This window comes from Leptospira mayottensis 200901116, assembly GCF_000306675.2.
In the GTDB taxonomy this organism is placed as follows: domain Bacteria; phylum Spirochaetota; class Leptospiria; order Leptospirales; family Leptospiraceae; genus Leptospira; species Leptospira mayottensis.
The window spans coordinates 271,003-287,500 of record NZ_CP024872.1 but is presented as its reverse complement, the minus strand read 5'-3'; the positions used below and the strand labels follow the sequence as shown (position 1 = coordinate 287,500).

11 protein-coding genes and 1 pseudogene (1 of these 12 cut by a window edge) are annotated in these 16,498 nt (G+C 38.3%); 11 read left to right on the top strand and 1 reads right to left on the bottom strand.

Annotation, left to right across the window (positions count from 1 at the left end; genetic code table 11):
* The 4 genes from LEP1GSC190_RS20520 to LEP1GSC190_RS18895 form a co-directional block, all read left to right on the top strand.
* Window positions 1-198, top strand: partial view of a hypothetical protein gene (locus LEP1GSC190_RS20520; RefSeq protein WP_002749240.1) — the 3' end only. Its footprint begins 807 nt before the window's first position; only the last 198 of its 1,005 coding nucleotides appear in the window; its start codon lies off the left edge, out of view; it ends in the stop codon at window positions 196-198.
* Between the two features lie 92 nt (window positions 199-290).
* Complete coding sequence (locus tag LEP1GSC190_RS18905; RefSeq protein WP_002749505.1) at window positions 291-677, top strand: phosphatidylinositol phospholipase; 387 nt, start codon at window positions 291-293, stop codon at window positions 675-677.
* A 649-nt stretch (window positions 678-1,326) separates the two neighbouring features.
* Window positions 1,327-1,542 carry a hypothetical protein gene (locus tag LEP1GSC190_RS18900; protein WP_036048618.1) on the top strand — a complete coding sequence of 72 codons (216 nt, stop codon included), beginning with the start codon at window positions 1,327-1,329 and terminating at the stop codon, window positions 1,540-1,542.
* Window positions 1,543-2,650: 1,108 nt separating this feature from the next.
* Window positions 2,651-4,099: an MBOAT family O-acyltransferase gene (locus LEP1GSC190_RS18895; RefSeq protein ID WP_002749213.1), complete on the top strand. Its 1,449-nt coding sequence runs from the start codon at window positions 2,651-2,653 to the stop codon at window positions 4,097-4,099.
* Here the strand turns inward: LEP1GSC190_RS18895 and LEP1GSC190_RS18890 are convergent.
* Window positions 4,084-5,637 carry a hypothetical protein gene (locus LEP1GSC190_RS18890; RefSeq protein ID WP_002764041.1) on the bottom strand — a complete coding sequence of 518 codons (1,554 nt, stop codon included), beginning with the start codon at window positions 5,635-5,637 and terminating at the stop codon, window positions 4,084-4,086. The two genes, LEP1GSC190_RS18895 and LEP1GSC190_RS18890, sit on opposite strands and share 16 nt — an antisense overlap.
* A 256-nt stretch (window positions 5,638-5,893) precedes the next feature.
* Between LEP1GSC190_RS18890 and LEP1GSC190_RS18885 the strand changes: the two genes are divergently transcribed.
* The 7 genes and pseudogenes from LEP1GSC190_RS18885 to LEP1GSC190_RS18855 all read left to right on the top strand — a co-directional run bounded on the left by LEP1GSC190_RS18885 (window position 5,894) and on the right by LEP1GSC190_RS18855 (window position 16,344).
* Window positions 5,894-7,489 carry a hypothetical protein gene (locus LEP1GSC190_RS18885; protein WP_002749396.1) on the top strand — a complete coding sequence of 532 codons (1,596 nt, stop codon included), beginning with the start codon at window positions 5,894-5,896 and terminating at the stop codon, window positions 7,487-7,489.
* Between the two features lie 69 nt (window positions 7,490-7,558).
* Window positions 7,559-8,608, top strand: coding sequence for an aspartate-semialdehyde dehydrogenase (asd, locus tag LEP1GSC190_RS18880; protein WP_002749229.1), 1,050 nt, complete (start codon window positions 7,559-7,561; stop codon window positions 8,606-8,608).
* Window positions 8,609-8,620: 12 nt separating this feature from the next.
* The gene (locus LEP1GSC190_RS18875; protein ID WP_002749218.1) at window positions 8,621-10,579 is read left to right on the top strand and encodes a hypothetical protein; all 1,959 of its coding nucleotides are present in this window, start codon (window positions 8,621-8,623) and stop codon (window positions 10,577-10,579) included.
* Between the two features lie 39 nt (window positions 10,580-10,618).
* Window positions 10,619-12,085, top strand: coding sequence for a pyruvate kinase (pyk, locus tag LEP1GSC190_RS18870; protein WP_002749603.1), 1,467 nt, complete (start codon window positions 10,619-10,621; stop codon window positions 12,083-12,085).
* A gap of 331 nt (window positions 12,086-12,416) precedes the next feature.
* Window positions 12,417-13,511, top strand: a complete 1,095-nt coding sequence (locus LEP1GSC190_RS18865; protein WP_002749465.1) for an IS110 family RNA-guided transposase — start codon at window positions 12,417-12,419, stop codon at window positions 13,509-13,511.
* A 197-nt stretch (window positions 13,512-13,708) separates the two neighbouring features.
* Window positions 13,709-13,804: pseudogene (locus LEP1GSC190_RS20895) on the top strand (histidine kinase); the annotation flags it as partial.
* Window positions 13,805-14,382: 578 nt separating this feature from the next.
* Window positions 14,383-16,344, top strand: a complete 1,962-nt coding sequence (locus LEP1GSC190_RS18855; RefSeq protein ID WP_002749247.1) for a WGR domain-containing protein — start codon at window positions 14,383-14,385, stop codon at window positions 16,342-16,344.
* Window positions 16,345-16,498: the final 154 nt, after the last annotated feature.

The window sequence follows — 16,498 nt, the reverse complement described above, 5'->3', positions numbered from 1 at the left end:
TTGTTTGTTATTAGAACGGTGAAATGGCCGTATTTGCCTTTTGTTAGCGTCGACCGAGATTTCGAACTACTTACTTTAGGAATTCATACATCACTAAAGACAATTGAAGTCGAGAGAGGAGTCATTTTTCAAAAAAGAATTTCTTTTAAAACACCAACTAACGAGGGAATGGTCGAAATTAAAGAAAGGGCGGCATAACCTTTTTAGCTGATTTTCCGTGTAAAAATTCACTCTTTGATAAAAGTCTAATTTTGTTTGTTTTTCAACCTACGGTTGAAAATCTTTGTCCTATGGCTTCTAAAGTAAAACGATCTTCTTTTCAAAAATTGCTGAACGCAATGAAAAGAATGTCTCTTGAAGTAAACGATTACGAGATTTGTAGGCGTCTCGAAACGATTATGATGACTAGCAAAGAAGACTTGAGCCAAGTTGTTGTAAAATCCCTTCTTGATAATCCATTAGATTTTGATCCAAAAACATTACCCGAGCCCTATGGACAGTATATACGACATTTTATATACATGGTTAAAAGAAATAAAAAGCAGGGAATTGATACGAATTTCGATATATCGAGTAACTCAAAATCTTCTGAAAAACAAATATTATCAATTGAAAATTCCGTAAAAACTACACCATCTCCTAAAAAAGAAAAACCTAAAAAAACTTCAAAACGTTAAAATTTCTCCTTACCTAAGCACAGGGAGGGAGGTCAAAAATTTAAATGCCAATAAGCCGTCATTAAAAGGCTGTAATTTGGCACCCGACCTTTTTATGGGATGCAAGATGGCAGGCAATTGGGCAAATAAATAAATGCCTAAATTTAGGCATGCTTATCAAAGGGCACTTCCGTAAAGAAATGCCGTGAGGCCAATTCCATCAAATAGATCTGGCTGAAAAAGAAAATAATAAAGAGTTATAATTGAATTGGTACAAAATGAATTGTTCAGAAATGGGCAGTTGTCTGGCAGATGGAAACTTTTCTATAGTCTTGTCCTGTTTTTGAAAGCGGAAGTAATTTTTCTGAAAATTCAATGAATAGTGGTGAAGCGATATAGAAACAATTTATCTACTAAACGGACTTTCAAATGAATTAGTAGTAGGCCTCGCCTAAAGTAATTACTGCCCAAATTAGGACAAAAGTAAAAGCAGAAGAGGAATTTTCTTAGGAATAAGTATTTTTCGGAGGGCGCCATTCGATAATGCAAACCTGCGACCGAGCTAAATGCGCCATTTTGTCATGTGTAGAGAAAGCTCCTGCTGATGCAGGAATGTCAGAAAAGGATTTACGGCTCTATTGCATTTTTGAAAATAGAGTTACAAAAAATTATGGCCGAAGTAATTAAATTGCGAGTTAAATGCCATGCCTGCTCTTATATGATAGAAGGCTCAGCAAAGTACGGAACAGGACATTATGTCCCAGAGGGCGTTGATTTTGAGTTTATAGCGATTGGAAAGATAGAAACTCCCAAAGGAAGAAGGGTAAAGGCTGAAATTTCAGCAGTTTGTCCAAATTGCGGAGTGAAAAATAAATGGACTATTTGATCGAAAATATGCTTTTATTTAATCATTAATAATAGTCTAAATTTAATAAGTTCGCGAATTAACATTACCGCGCAGAACCCTTTGGGCCATAAAAATAAATGTTTATAAAACTCCGTAATTCTCTTGTAAGGGCACAGATGTATGTTTATAGGTTTGGTTCTGGGGAATGGAATTTTTTTGATCTGAGGCGTCTTAAATTAAAGTTAAGATCAGAAATAAAACTTTGATTTAAAAGAGAACGACTTTATGTGCCATGATTATAATTAGTCTATATATTGGATTTAATTTAATCAATAAAATAGAAATAATATTGGTCTTATTTTCTGGCTTTATAATGCGATTATTATTTTAAAATACTGTTTTTCGATGCTAAGTCCTAACATGACGCTTTGACAATTATTTGTACGATTCTTTAAGGTAATCTGAATTCTTTTTTTGAAATCGATTTTAGTAAAGATTTGGGAGGAATACTAACACGAATTATTTTTAGGTTTCTTTTTCAGCAGTCATGTCTATGAGCCTAAATGTAATTAATTGTAAAAACGATTAACCTCATCCGCCGATTTTACGGCATCGAAAATGTTTTTGCAAGATAACTCATTTTTCTTTATCCAAGCATGTTTTTGAGTTTATCCGGATTTTTATTACGGGGTTTCAGTACAATTTTGATTGTAGATAACCGTTTTTTTCTTAAAATAACGTGAGTCGACGTAGATAAACGTCTTAATTTTATCGCAATAAAATGCGGGAACTCTCATGTTTCAAGAAATCAAGGCAACATTATAGGCTATATAATATTTATCCTGACCTTAATCGTTCGAAGCGCGGTTAGTTTCCGTAGATTACCTTTCTTTACGTTCTTTCTATGGTTTTAAACGATTTTTGCAAAGAAGTTCTGTAGTGACTGGTGATAATCGTTAGCGATAACAACTCTGATTTTCTTAGGTCGAATCACGCTAAAATACTTACGAAATAGAATGTTTATCTAAAAAAGAGGCAAAAATATATATCGTCCAAGTTGCCCTTTCGAACTGAAATGTCGGATTGAATTGAAAAACAACTGGAGGATTTCCGTTTTGTCGGGATTCTGGATACAATTTCGATTCCGATGAATTTTACGACTCCACAATATTTTCTTTTTTTTGCAATCGTTTGGTGTGTTCGATGGATTTTTGCCGCGGTTTACCCAAAGAAAAATTCATTTGTTCTTGGCTTTTTACTTTTGGTTAGTTATTACTTTTATTTTTCTTGGGACTACCGTTTCGGGGCTTTGATTCTTTTTACTACAGTTTTGGATTATTCTGTCGGAAGAGCTTTGGGTTTTCAGAGAAATCTTCGTAAAAGAAAAGCTCTTCTTTTTCTTTCATTATTGGGAAATCTTTCCGTTCTTGGATTCTTTAAATACTTTCATTTTTTTATAAATTCATTTTTGACTCTTTTTCATTCTCTCGGTTGGCAAATTTCTGCGCCGACTTTAAAGGTCATTTTGCCTGTTGGAATTTCGTTTTATACATTCCAATCTCTTAGCTATTCGATCGATGTTTATAGACAACGCATTCAACCAGAAAAGAACTTTTTCCATTATGCTTTATTTTTGTCCTTCTTTCCTCAACTCGTTGCGGGTCCGATCATTTCCGCAAAAATCCTTTTGCCTGCATTACGTAACATGTTTAGCTGGGATAATGTTCCTCTTCGGGAAGGGATTTGGCTGATTCTTTTAGGTTTTGTGAAAAAGGCAGTGATCGCAGACCGAATCTCGGTAATTTCTGATTTCGCTTATCAATTTCCGGAGTCAATTTCAACTTTTTTTGCGTGGTTGGGAGTTATTTCTTATTCGATCCAAATTTACTGTGATTTTTCCGGTTATACGGACATTGCCATCGGTTCCGCACTTCTTTTAGGAGTTCGTTTACCCGAAAATTTCAAACTTCCTTATACCGCTACGAGTTTTTCCGATTTCTGGAGAAGATGGCATATTTCTCTCTCCGGTTGGCTTCGAGAATACCTTTATATTCCTCTTGGAGGGAATCGGATTGCTGATTTTACCACGTACCGGAACCTTTTGATTACTATGCTTTTCGGCGGGCTTTGGCACGGTGCGAGTTGGAATTTTGTGATCTGGGGTTTTTTACATGGGATTTTGTTGGCTTCGGAACGATGGTTTCAGGATTCGGTGAGTTTTCCCTGGAAGGAAGATTCTATGTTTCGTCGTGGAATAAAATTCTTGTATCAAATTTTTGTAATTCTTTCTGTTTGTTTGGTTTGGGTTTTTTTTCGTTCAAAAACGTTTTCTGGGTCGATTGAACTTTTCAAAACTTTGTTTTTGTTTCGTGAAGGTATCGAACCGACTTATACGATGCAGAGTCATTTTTTAACGATTCTTCTTTTTATGGCTTTGGCCACTTGGATCGGTAAAAAAGAGGAGCTTTCTGAGGCATTTTCCCGTTTTAGGGAAAATCTTCACTGGAGTCTTTTTGCTTTTTTAAGCGCCTTGGGTTTTATTGTGGGTGTTGTTTTGACCGCAGAAACGAAGCCCTTTCTTTATTTCGTTTTTTGAAAGGGTTTACGCAAGGTTTGTCCGATTTTACGGAAGTCTGTGTAAAAATAAATTTTTGATTCTCCGCACTGCGTCTTTCCAGACGGTGTTCCGTATATTTCTTGGATACGATTCTCTCCCAATCCCTGGGTAAAAACAGCGACAGTTCCCGGATAATCTTTGAGATACCATTCTCGATTTGAAATCGTATGAGAACCTTCTAATGTTCCATATGCAACATGAATCGATGGGATTCTCTTTTTGGAAAAGACTCGGATTCTTTTTGCAGTCCAAAAGTCGGAAATAACGAGTGAAATTGGCGTTTTTTCGGAAATTTCGTCCGCACATTGCGCTTCCTGTGGTACCGTCTGGAAAAGACGATAAAACGAATTCTCGATATTTTGAGGTGCTTTTTGTCTTATGAACAAGAGTAAAAGAAATAAAAGAAAGATCGTTAGTGCCAAATTTCGCTTTGGAAACTCGGTTATAGAGAGTAGTAAAAATGGGGCCAAGATCAAAGCAGGAGACACATAACGTAGGCTATACTCGTCAATATACAATCCAGTTAAGATTGGTGCAAAGAAAAGGATCGCGAATAAGAAAAATAAAAACGCGGTCGATTTTGATTTTTTAATCCTTATCAAACTAAGAGTTAATGCAATGATTAGGATAGAAATTAAGATCGCAGGAATTGGAATCTTGCTCTTGAATCCGGAAAAAATCCAAGCCTGTGCTTCCATAAAAAAACGAGTACCGTCCATTATCGCCCGAGTTAGAGAAAGATTGATGGGAATTTTTCCCGATCTTTCGATAAACAAAAAAGATTTGAGAACCTCATGTAAGATCAACCCTGCAATCCCCGAAACTATTAGAATTTTGGAACTTTCCGGGAGCGGGAATAAACGTTTCCATTCCGATCTCTGGCTCCTTGGTATCTGAGAAGGAAATAGAAATCCTGCCAAAATTCCAGGAACAATCAACTCTACAAATAGGATGCGATCGGATGCGGCTGTGAGTACAATCCAAAGGGTTAAGATCCATACTTTACGCTTTTGGAATGTTTTATGAATCAGCGGCCAAGCGTATAAAGTTACTAAAAACGCGCTCGTATGAATGGAAGGTAAAAACATAATATAAAGAGTTGGAAAATTTTTTGCGATCAAAAGTAAAAACGAAATAAGAAGTAAAATCCAAGATCTAACTCGCCTTATTTCTTTGGAGGAAAGAGGTTTCCCTTTTCTTTCTTCTCTTGCGAAAAGCCAGAAACGTTCCATCAAAATGGTAAACAAGATCGTTTGTAAGAATGCAAAACAAATCAGTGCCTTTTGTGCGTTTTCAAAAATTAAAAAAAGAATGGATACGATCGGAAAATCCGGAAAAAAATATGGAGAAGGAGTAAAGGACCAGGAAAGAAAATTTCCTCCATCCGCTAACACGTCCAAGGCGAGCGTGGGAAGATAAAGAATATCCGAGTTGAGGTAGATTTCTTGCGGGCTGAGGGATAAAGAAAAAAGAAGGGAAGCAAAAAATAAAATTAAACTGAAAACGTATTGTAACATTCTGTCAAAAGGCAATACTCAATTTGTAGAGCGGCATAACCAATTTTTTACGGGGGATTGTTGCACTTTCGACAAGTTTATCTGTAGATTTAATTGATCTGCAAAGTTGGTTATTACAAGTGGCATTGATTTCGGTTTCCTTTTTGTGGTATCTTCGGCTTAAGTCAATGGTAAAACTAAAAAAGAAGTTCCTGGACATGGGCTTGGATTCTAAGAATTTGTGGTTTTGGAGTATTCAAAGAAAGGAACATTTATTTTGGATCAAACAGAAAACATAGAGCCTAAGGCCGGTAAATCTAAACGTACGAGTAACGGACTTATTTTGACGGCCGGGATCTTAATTTTGTGTCTATTAGATTTTCTTTTTTTTCGGATTTTGATTTGGAAAGTTCCGAATGAATCCCCTTGGAGCTCAAATCACTTTTATAATTTTTTATACGAATACTTTACACTTCGAGAAAAACAAAAAAGCCATCCTAGAATTTTAATTATAGGTTCGAGTATTGCTCATTATTCTTTCGACAGAGAATCTTTTCGTAAGGAGATTTTCAAAAGAACCGGAAAAGAAGCTGATGTGGAGTTTCTTTCTTACGCGGGAATGACTCCTTTGGATGCGTGGCTCTGTCGTAACAAGATCGTGGAATTAGAACCCGATTTTGTCGTTTTTCCAATTAACTTTATTGATTGGAGATTACACCGCGCGTATTCTTTGAATCCTTCCAACAAAAATGAAACAATCGATCCGAAACTTCTTCTTTTGGACGCACTTGATTTTTTCGAGGCTCCTCAATCTCGTTTTATCTTTCCTTTGGAAACTGTGCTTGCGTTCTTTTCTGAGCTCGGATTTGTGAGAACTAGCGAATATATATCCGCTTCTTTTTTCGGATTTTATCGATACAAGGATGTCTTTTGGAAAAATCTACGATCTCTTTATGAGCATCGTTACGGAAGGAGCACGAGTTATCACGGATACAATGGTGTTCAAGTCCCGGAACGGGTGACTTCTCTGGGTTGGACTGGTAAAAAATTTTCTTTTAACCTCACAGAAAAAATGAAAAAAGAAGGTTTTTTCGTTCAGATCGTGCCTGAGATTCTTTTTTCGGGACCGCTCAATATCACATTCCAAAAAAAGAATATGATTCGTAATTTTTCCTTTTCCGAACCTGGTTGGAAAAAAATCCTATTGGGAAACTTTTTCGATTCTGAGGATCCGGGCTTGCCAATTACCGCGGAGCTTTCCAAGACCTGGATTCCTTACTATGCCGAAGGGGAAAATAAGGATTGGAATTACGATAGGCTCGGGGTTCGACTGCAACAAACCTTCGGTACGGATTTTCCAAGAAACGGAATGCAATATACAAGAGAGGAGAGACTCGAAGATCTTCGTTATCTGAATATGAGTGATTTAGAATATTCTAAGTACTTTAACTTTCGTCTACTTGAGGACTACGCCCAGAGACCTGGGATAGGTTACTTAATTGCTCTTAAGGACGCCAAACTTCGAATTCGAGAGGAGAAATTTGTTCCCGTTCTTCATTTTCAATATCTGAAAAAATTTGCGGATTTCTTAAAGGAAAAAGAAATCCCTCTCTGGATCGTAAATAATCCCGAAAATCCGATCAGTTTGGATTGGTATCAATATTCGAATTGGTATAAGGATCATCTTTTGTTCCTGAAAGATATTTCTGGAAATGGGGTTTGGTTTAGCGATCTGAAAGATTCTCTTACCATGCAGGATTTCAGTGATTATCATCATTTTACCTTTCCGGGTATGATGAAAATGAGTCCGATTTATGCGGAAGAATTTGTCAAAATTTCTGAAAGACAAAGAGGCAATCCTTTGAAACCTTGATAAACGAGCCGAGCCACATCGGCCAAATTAACACAGATTGTGAGGGCGGTTTACCGTTTAATTTAAATTATGAGCAGGGTTAAAGTTGCCGTTTTAGGAGCCACCGGTTCCGTAGGTCAGCGGTTTATTCAATTGCTGGATCATCATCCGTACTTCGAGGTTACACACCTTTGCGCTTCCGAGAACAGCGCGGGAAAAACGTACGGTGATGTGATGAAGACGAGATGGAAAATCTCTTCCGATATCCCTGCTTATGTGAAGAATATGGTGATTACCACTCCCGATCCCGCTAAAATGAAGGATGTCGTATTAGCATTTTCCGGTTTGGATTCAAGCATTGCCGGTAAAGTGGAAACGAATTATGCGAACGCAGGAATCCATATCATTTCAAATTCTAAAAATCATAGGATGGACCCCACGGTTCCTATTCTCTCCGCGGAAGTGAATTCTTCCCATTTGGATGTTTTAACTTCTCAGAAAACGAAAGGCAAGATTATCACTAACTCAAATTGTACGATTATGGGGGTTACGATTTCTCTTAAACCTCTTTTTGATCGTTTCGGTATCGAGTCCGTTATGCTCTTTTCTATGCAGGCGATCAGCGGCGCGGGTTATCCGGGTGTTCCTACGATGGATATTTTAGGAAACGTGGTTCCGCATATTGGAGGGGAAGAAGAAAAGGCGGAACTTGAGCCTTTGAAATGTCTCGGAAAAGTTGAAAACGGAAAAATTCTACACGCCGATTTCCCAATTTCCGCGCATTGCAATCGGGTCCCGGTTTTCGATGGCCATACGGTTTGTGTTTCCGTAAAATTTAAAAAGAGACCTTCTAAGGAAGAAATTCTTTCTGCTTGGAAAGAATTTTCAGGGGAGCCCCAGAAGTTAGGTCTTCCTTTAGCTCCGAATCCGGTTATTTTTTATAGAGAAGAAGAGGATCGGCCGCAACCTAGATTGGATTTGGATACCGGCAAAGGAATGACTACGGTGATAGGTCGCCTCAGACCCGATCCGATTTTCGATTGGAAATATGTCGTTTTAAGTCACAATACAATTCGAGGAGCGGCGGGGGCTGCGTTATTAAATGCAGAACTTCTTTACAAAAAAAATTTCTTGGGATAATAATGACATTCCATGCTGGAGTCTCAATCCCCTGAACTCAAAGTGGCGGATTATAATACCGCATTACAGTTGACTCAGTCGCTTGAGGCCAGAAACGATTTTCAATATAAAAAAATTCATAAACTTTTACTCGTTATTGGCGATTGGACGGATAAATTCGTTGCCAATAAAATCCTTCCTAACGTCGATCAATTAGCAAAGGAATTGGATCTTGATAAAGATAAAACCTTACAATTTCTCAAAGAACTTTGTACGAGATACAAACCTCCGATCATAAAAAAAATCTGTATGGTGGATTTTAATCCGGCCGAAGATTCATCCGACGGTAAGATCGAATCGTGTCTCAAAATGAATCCTGTTTTTGCAAGACCGCAACCGACGGATGCTTCCACCAGTCATCGATATGTAGACGGCGTAAATCAAATTACATTCAATGCTATCCAACGCTGGGTGAAGGAAAATAGGGCTCTTCCGAGTAAAAAAGAATTTATCAAACAAATTCATTCTGCAATTTCGGAAAATAAACTCTCAAATACGTATGCTTCCACGGAAATCGGAAAACTTTTTAACGATCCCTTTGACACTAGCCCGGAGCTTAAACAAATCACAGTAAATATTCATCTCAAACCCGTCCTCAAAAAATTGGTAGAACAAAAGGTTTTATTCTTTTTTAGAAACGAACAGGCTTTTAATCCCGGGAACCGTTCCGTATTTTACTACAACGTCCGTGACGAAATCCTTGCAAGAATCGAAGCGTATAAAGCTTTTCTAATGGATCATTTGGTTCCTGAACTGCAAAATATCGGAGCTATAAACGTCTTGTCCGAAGAGGAAAAGGAAAATACGCGTAATCTTGTTAATTCCATTATGCCTTATATGAGTCCCGCTTACGGAGATCAAAAGACGGCGATGGAAGAGCTCCTTGTTTTGATTCGTTTTGAGGAGGAAGATAAGGAAAAGAAAGAAAAGGAAGAAAAAAAAGTTAAACTAGGCGAGATCGTAGATTATATCAAATCCGCAAATCGCCTAGTGGATCTGAATTTTCTTCGTTTTCGAGGCCAGCAAATCGAAGAGGATATCCGAGTTCTTGTTACCAATCACGATCAGATTCTTCATACCGAATTCGCGGACAAAAACACGCTGTACAATTACGTTCTCCACAAACTTTCGATTTCCGGTGCCATTGAGGCGGCGAGAAAAACTTTCGCTTCAACCGGAAATGACAATGAGATTCTGATTTTGAATCGAATGAAAGTAAAGGATTTTATCGAAGATCGGGATTTGATTTCTTCCTTTGATAAGTTGGAATTGTCCAGTTTGTTTAAGTACCTTCCTTTTTTTACTAGACTTTGGAGAAATATTTTTGGAAACGTTACGGTTCATAAATTCGAAGTGGAGCAAATCCGCGCTCACAACACGATCGAATTGAACAAACGAATCATGGAAGCTCGTAATAAAAAGATTCAAGAAGATATGTCCAAACTCGCAGAAAAAAGAGTAAAGGAGAAGGAGCTTGCGGAGAAAAACGCGCGGAAACAACAAGCTGCAGACATTAAACAAGAAAGAACTTCTCCTGCTGCGGTTCATAAGGAAGTTGACCCTATAGGAGCCAAACTTCTGGAAAGAACTTTGGACATCTTGGACGATTATTGGTCGAATCATCAGTATCCGGATCGAAACATTCTTTTATACGAAATGGACGGAGAGATCGACGAAGACGGTTTGGTTAACTTCCTCAAAAAATTCGGAAAAAACAACATTTTCTCTTTCATGGTGAGAAATCAGGAGGATAAATATACATTTCCGATTCTTATTACGAAACGTTATTTAAAGAAAAATGGAAAGGATCTTTTGGAAAAGGCTTCCGCTGTCATTGACGAACAAAAAAATGCGAGTATGCCCGATCAGGATTTGTTCGACTTTTGTATTTCTTTGGAAGCTTTTCTGCGAAAAACCATACCTAAAATCTGAATTGTCCTAAGTTCCGCTCTCCCGAATAAAGGTATCTACATGAAGAGCGAATTCTCCGTAATTAGAAAAACGAAAATTATTTGTACCATCGGACCTGCAACCGCCGATAAAAAAATGATTCAGGCACTCGCCGAAGCCGGGATGAACGTGGCGCGTCTGAACATGTCCCACGGAAATCACGATTTTCATAGAAGTATCATTCGTAATATTAAGTCCCTCAATAAGGACGTTCTGAAAAATCCGATTGCGATTCTACTTGATACGCAAGGACCCGAAATCAGAACGGGAGATCTTCAAGTAGATCACCTGGATCTAAAGGTGGGCGAGACGTTCATCTTTCATATCATTCCCGGAGAAGAATCCGAGGAACAATCCGTGTTCGTTAACTATAAGGATATCGTAAAAGACTTAAAAGTGGGCGATCCTGTGACCGTAGACAACGGACTCATCAACCTTGTCGTGGAGGAGATCAACGATTCAGCGCTCAAGTGTAAGGTTCTCGACGGAGGAAGATTGGGTTCCAGGAAACACATCAATCTTCCTGGAATTCGAGTTAATCTTCCGTCGATTACACCGAAAGATCACAAGGATATCCTGTTTGGTTTGGAAGAGGACGTGGACTTTATCGCTCTTTCTTTCGTTCGTTCCGCTGAAGACATCAATCAATTGAAACAAATCATCGAAGAAAACGAAGGACACGCACAGGTTATCGCAAAGATAGAGGACCAAGAAGCCGTTCGTAACATGAAAGAAATCGTGGCAGTTTCGGACGGTGTGATGGTCGCGAGGGGGGATTTGGGGGTGGAAGTTCCGATCGAGGAATTGCCGATCCTTCAAAGAGCGATCATCAAAGAATGTGCCCTCAAAGGGAAAAGAGTCATCGTGGCAACTCATCTTTTGGAATCAATGATTAACAATCCTTCTCCTACAAGAGCTGAAGTTACCGACGTCGCAAATGCGATTTATGAAGAGGCGGATGCTATCATGTTATCGGGAGAAACCGCTGCGGGTAAGTTTCCAGTTCGGTGTGTGGAGATGATGGACAAGATCGCACAACGTGTAGAGAAAACGGGTGGAGTAAATTACGTTAAGGATAAAATTCCTCAGGATAAAAAGGAACAGATGGCTAGGTCCGCGGCGGAACTTGCGGATTCCCTAAAATGTCCGGCGATTATCGTCATTACGAGAAGGGGAACTACGGCGCTCAACGTAGCCGGTTTTCATCCGCATTATCCTTTGATCTATGCGTTTACTAATATGACTACGGTTAGGCGTAAACTTTGGCTCACTCGAGGTGTGATTCCATATCGAATCGATTTTTCCAAGGATCCGGAAAAAACGATTCGGCTCGCGATTGAAACTCTCAAAAAAGCGGGCAGAATAGAGGACGGGGATCAAGTCGTGATTCTTTCGGATATCATTGCCGGAGAGGATCGAGTGGAAACGATCCAGATCCGAGAAGTAAAAACATACGCGACGAACGAAATTGAGACTACTTCTAAATAGCTTTGTTATCAAAGAGGATTCAATGGCGAAAATATACGCATAATGATATCTTAATTCTGTAAAAAACAAATAAAAACGACAAAAGAATGCTGTGTCAAAAAAATTGAATATGTACTTTTGAAAATTCCGATTTTCAATTGTTTTGGAACTTTAGGATTTTGAGACCAATTTTTTAATAGGAAATCACTACCCGCTATGAATTGCAGAGCCAAAACTTTGCATGCAGCTTAACCTTTTTGATAAGACAAAATGGCGCCCCTTCTGGGCTTGAAAAGCGTGGGTTCGATGCAAGCATATACCACAAAACAAGAAAACCAACAGAAGGAACGTAATGAAAAGAAAAGTATATGTAGGAATGGATGTCCACAAAGAAACGATTAGAATTGCGAGTTTAACGAACAATACAAAGGAAATAGTAAAAGAACAGCAGATAAAACATAATGAGGTTCAGATCAAAAAGTTCGTCAATAAACTAAAATCAGAATGGAACGAGATACATAGTTGTTACGAGGCGGGAGTAACCGGTTATCCACTTTACAGAAATCTAAAGTCTTTGGGAGTGAACTGTATCCTTGTAGCGCCAGGAAAGATACCAAGACAAAGCTCGGATAAGATCAAAACGGATAAGAGAGACGCGATCAAATTAGCAAAATTATTACGAAGTGGAGAATTAGAATCGATTCATGTACCGAGTGAAGAGGACGAAGCGGTAAGAGATTATTTGAGATCCCGTGACAGCCTTCGTTTGGATTTAGGAAGGAATCGTCAAAGGTTGATGAAATTCTTATTAAGAAAGGGTATAACTTACTCAGCAACAAAGTATTGGACAGTCAGTCATAACAAATGGTTGAACAATCTACAGTTTAACAACGAGATCCTTCAAGAGACGTTTAACGACTATTATAGTCGAGTAAGAGTTCAAGAAGAGAATTTAAAAGCGATGGATAAGAGAATACAAGAGATAGCGGAAAGTGAACCGTATCGAGAGAAAGTAGGAATATTAAGATGTTTCCGAGGAGTGGATTATCTAACCGCAATGTTTTTACTTTGTGAGGTTTGTGACTTCAAACGATTCAAAACAGCCGGTTCGTTCATGAGTTTTTTAGGACTTGTTCCGGGAGAATATTCCAGCGGTTCCAAAAGAAAACAAACAGGGATAACAAAAACTGGAAGTCCCAGACTTCGAAGAATATTGACAGAAGCAGCTTGGCAACATCGTTTCCCTGGAACAGGAAGTAAGATTGTAACCGCACGTAGATCGGGACAACCTGCGTTAGTTGTTGCTTTGGCGGAAAAAGCATCTCTCAGATTACACAAGAAGTTTCGTAATCTACAGCAAAGAGGGAAAACTCCTCAGGTAATAATAACGGCAGTTTCAAGAGAGTTATCCGGATTTCTTTGGGCGGCGATGAATCTGGTTGCATAGAGTTAGAGTAATGTTTCATCCAATAATTGAATTCGTTAGAGAAGATGTACGATAAAGGAGGAATACTTGTTGGCTCAGTGTTGAAGCAAATTTGAATTTCAAATTTGACCTTCGTTTTAAGACTAAGAACAGCTCCCGATGTATAGATTATCCTGCGGTATCCAACCCGCGAATATCAGTCTGATCAATCGTCGCGAATGCTTTTCTCTAACGAGTTAAATTATTGGGTGATTAAAAAAAATGCGAAAAAATATTTACAGCTCCGGATGGGGGCGCCATATCAGAGCCTGTCTTAAAAACCTCGAAATATAGGAACTTCGACAAGAATTTAACGGTTATAAAATATGCTCGAAAGCTCGTAAACTACCAAAAGGACGTAATTTGCGGGAACTTCTATATTTTATTACGAACTTACTGAATGATTGTAACTGATTTCTTTAAAGGTTTTTAAGACAAACTCTAAAGTAAAATTGAATTTTGCAATACGCTGTAAATTATTAAGTTTTTTGGTAAGAGTCTCAGTATCATTCATGACGAAAAAAATTCTTTTTGAAATGCTTTACAGATTTTTTATACGAATCTGCCTCAAAAATTCAACAGCACTATAAAGTGAATTTTTAATTTAATGATAGCGTGCAAAACACCGTTCCATGCGGAAATTTGATTGGATAATTATTTTCTCCGGGTTTTACAGAAATTCTTTGCAATTAAGAGAAATAACCAAGAGATGGCATATTGTAGGAAATATGCTTAAATCGTTTCGTAGAAACAAAGTGTGATTTCGACGAATTCGTCCCGGGACAATAAATTGATCCAAATCAAACATATATTCAAAAAATAATAATATACTAAATTAATTCTGGATGATAACATGCAACACCACTTAACACTCAAGGACGAAAAATCGGACAAGTTTTGGAACATAGAAGTTTCCGGAAAATCCTTTACGGTTACTTACGGTAAAACTAGCACGAGCGGAACATCTCAAACTAAAACTTTCGACAGTGAGGAAAAATGTCTGAAAGAAGCCAAAAAATTGCTCTCAGAAAAATTAAAAAAAGGTTATATAGAAGGGGGTTTGCGAACGTCTTCGTCTTCCCAGAATAAAAAAACTTCCGTACAAACATCCAACGATTTTCCCAAAGAATGGGAAAACATTGCCAATTCAAAGGATTTACAGAAAGATTTAACAAAACATTTCCTCTATCTGGCCGATTCCCCTGGATTTGAATCCGTAGTGCGTAAAATTTTCGAACATGCAAAAACAGCAAAAATAAACAAAAATACGTTGATCGTCGAATTTGAAAACGGAAAAACTCTTACAGCCTCGTCTCCCGGCAATCCAAATTCCTACAAGAAATTTCCAAAATCATTTCTTAAACTAATTGAAAAACACAACACGCTAAAAACCGATCGGTTAGAGCTAGGAAAATGTTATTTCGATTTCGATATTTTCGACGAAGGGGACCGGGTTTATGATCTCTTCGATGGTAAAGCGAGTAACGTATTTTGCCCTCTTCGCTATACTGACAATTCCGATTGGATCTATCACCCGACGGAAAAAAACAAAGAGGGGGAACCTGCAATTTTTCCGGTGATTCATGAAATGGAAGACGAAATCAATCCGGTTTATCACAACATCGGAGCGTTATTCTTACAACAGTTTTGTGACGAATTCGAATTCGATATTCCTGCTGAACGCCCTGCGGATCCGTCGGCGGGTTCGAAAACGGCTTGGTGGGACAACCTCAGTGATGCTTGGAAACAAACTTTTCGCGAACAACTTGAGGATGAAGACGATGAGCCTACGTTTGAAACAATATTAACTTTAGAAAAGCTCGATCTAAGCGGCAGTTCGATTTCCGATCTTAAACCTTTGGAAGTGCTTCTAACTGAAAAAAAATTTAAACTAGAAATTATCCGTCTTAGTGATACTTCTATTTCGGATATTTCGATTTTGGCTATGGCTGAAAAAAAACTTTTTAGCGTTGATATTTCTAGAACGCCGGTGAAAGACGTTTCGATGTTAAAAGGAATTAGCTTTTTAACCGCCGACGGATGCACTGGGTTGGATTTCGCAACTTTAGTGAAATTGAAAAAGTTGAGCCGACTTTCCCTGCGGGACACAAAATTGAACGACCTTGAGTTTCTCCACGATTTTACGGAACTCGAACAACTAAATATCAACGGTACTTCGCTTACCGACGAACAAATCCAAAAATTTCATGTACGCCTTAAAAAAGATCAATTGGAAAAAAGTAAAGCAGGACGTAAACCGTTGCAGTTGGACGTCCATCCGGAGATTAAAGATCCGTTGTTACGAACGCTTGCGGACAATAGCGACTATAAACCGGAACTGGCTCTGGAAGCTGGAGAAAAACTTCTGGCACAAAGAGTTGAGAGAAAAGATATAAAACAAATTCTCAAAGATTTGATCGCTATCTGTGATAAACAATGGCGCAAGTATCTTCATGTTGAAACCCCCGAAGGTCAAAAAAAATTCGAGTTCTTCAACCAAAATGAAAAGCGATTCCGGTATATTTTCGAAACAGATGATTTCAGTACTCCGGTCTCCATCGCTAGCGTTGCCGATCCAATCACCGAAATAGTCGGACTGATCCCTTTCATCTACAAAAATAAAAAGAAATATAAGGCCTACGAAACCATAGAGAACAATTCGTTCTATCACGTGAATGCCATTTTGAAAATCGTTTCCAAAACCAAATATCACGATGTGACGCTTGCCCAGGTCGAAGAAGCGGTGAGAAAATCGGACTACGTTCAATATAAGATTAACGAAGACGGAGACATGTATCTAAAGGTGAGGAAATAAAATTTAACTATGGCCTTATCGGTTTAATCGGTAATTATGTGACCGATAATATCTTAATATATTATCGGTCGATTTTGTGGAGATTTACGATATAGAAAGTAGAAAGATTATAGATCAAACGAGCGTTTGAGTGATACAACCCGCTTTTACTCAG

Bases quoted from the DNA above. Each gene is read 5' to 3' on its own strand.
- LEP1GSC190_RS18905 (WP_002749505.1), top strand. From the start codon at position 291: ATGGCTTCTAAAGTAAAACGATCTTCTTTTCAAAAATTGCTGAACGCA.
- LEP1GSC190_RS18900 (WP_036048618.1), top strand. From the start codon at position 1,327: ATGGCCGAAGTAATTAAATTGCGAGTTAAATGCCATGCCTGCTCTTAT.
- LEP1GSC190_RS18895 (WP_002749213.1), top strand. From the start codon at position 2,651: ATGAATTTTACGACTCCACAATATTTTCTTTTTTTTGCAATCGTTTGG.
- LEP1GSC190_RS18890 (WP_002764041.1), bottom strand. From the start codon at position 5,637: ATGTTACAATACGTTTTCAGTTTAATTTTATTTTTTGCTTCCCTTCTT.
- asd (WP_002749229.1), top strand. From the start codon at position 7,559: ATGAGCAGGGTTAAAGTTGCCGTTTTAGGAGCCACCGGTTCCGTAGGT.
- LEP1GSC190_RS18875 (WP_002749218.1), top strand. From the start codon at position 8,621: ATGCTGGAGTCTCAATCCCCTGAACTCAAAGTGGCGGATTATAATACC.
- pyk (WP_002749603.1), top strand. From the start codon at position 10,619: ATGAAGAGCGAATTCTCCGTAATTAGAAAAACGAAAATTATTTGTACC.
- LEP1GSC190_RS18865 (WP_002749465.1), top strand. From the start codon at position 12,417: ATGAAAAGAAAAGTATATGTAGGAATGGATGTCCACAAAGAAACGATT.
- LEP1GSC190_RS18855 (WP_002749247.1), top strand. From the start codon at position 14,383: ATGCAACACCACTTAACACTCAAGGACGAAAAATCGGACAAGTTTTGG.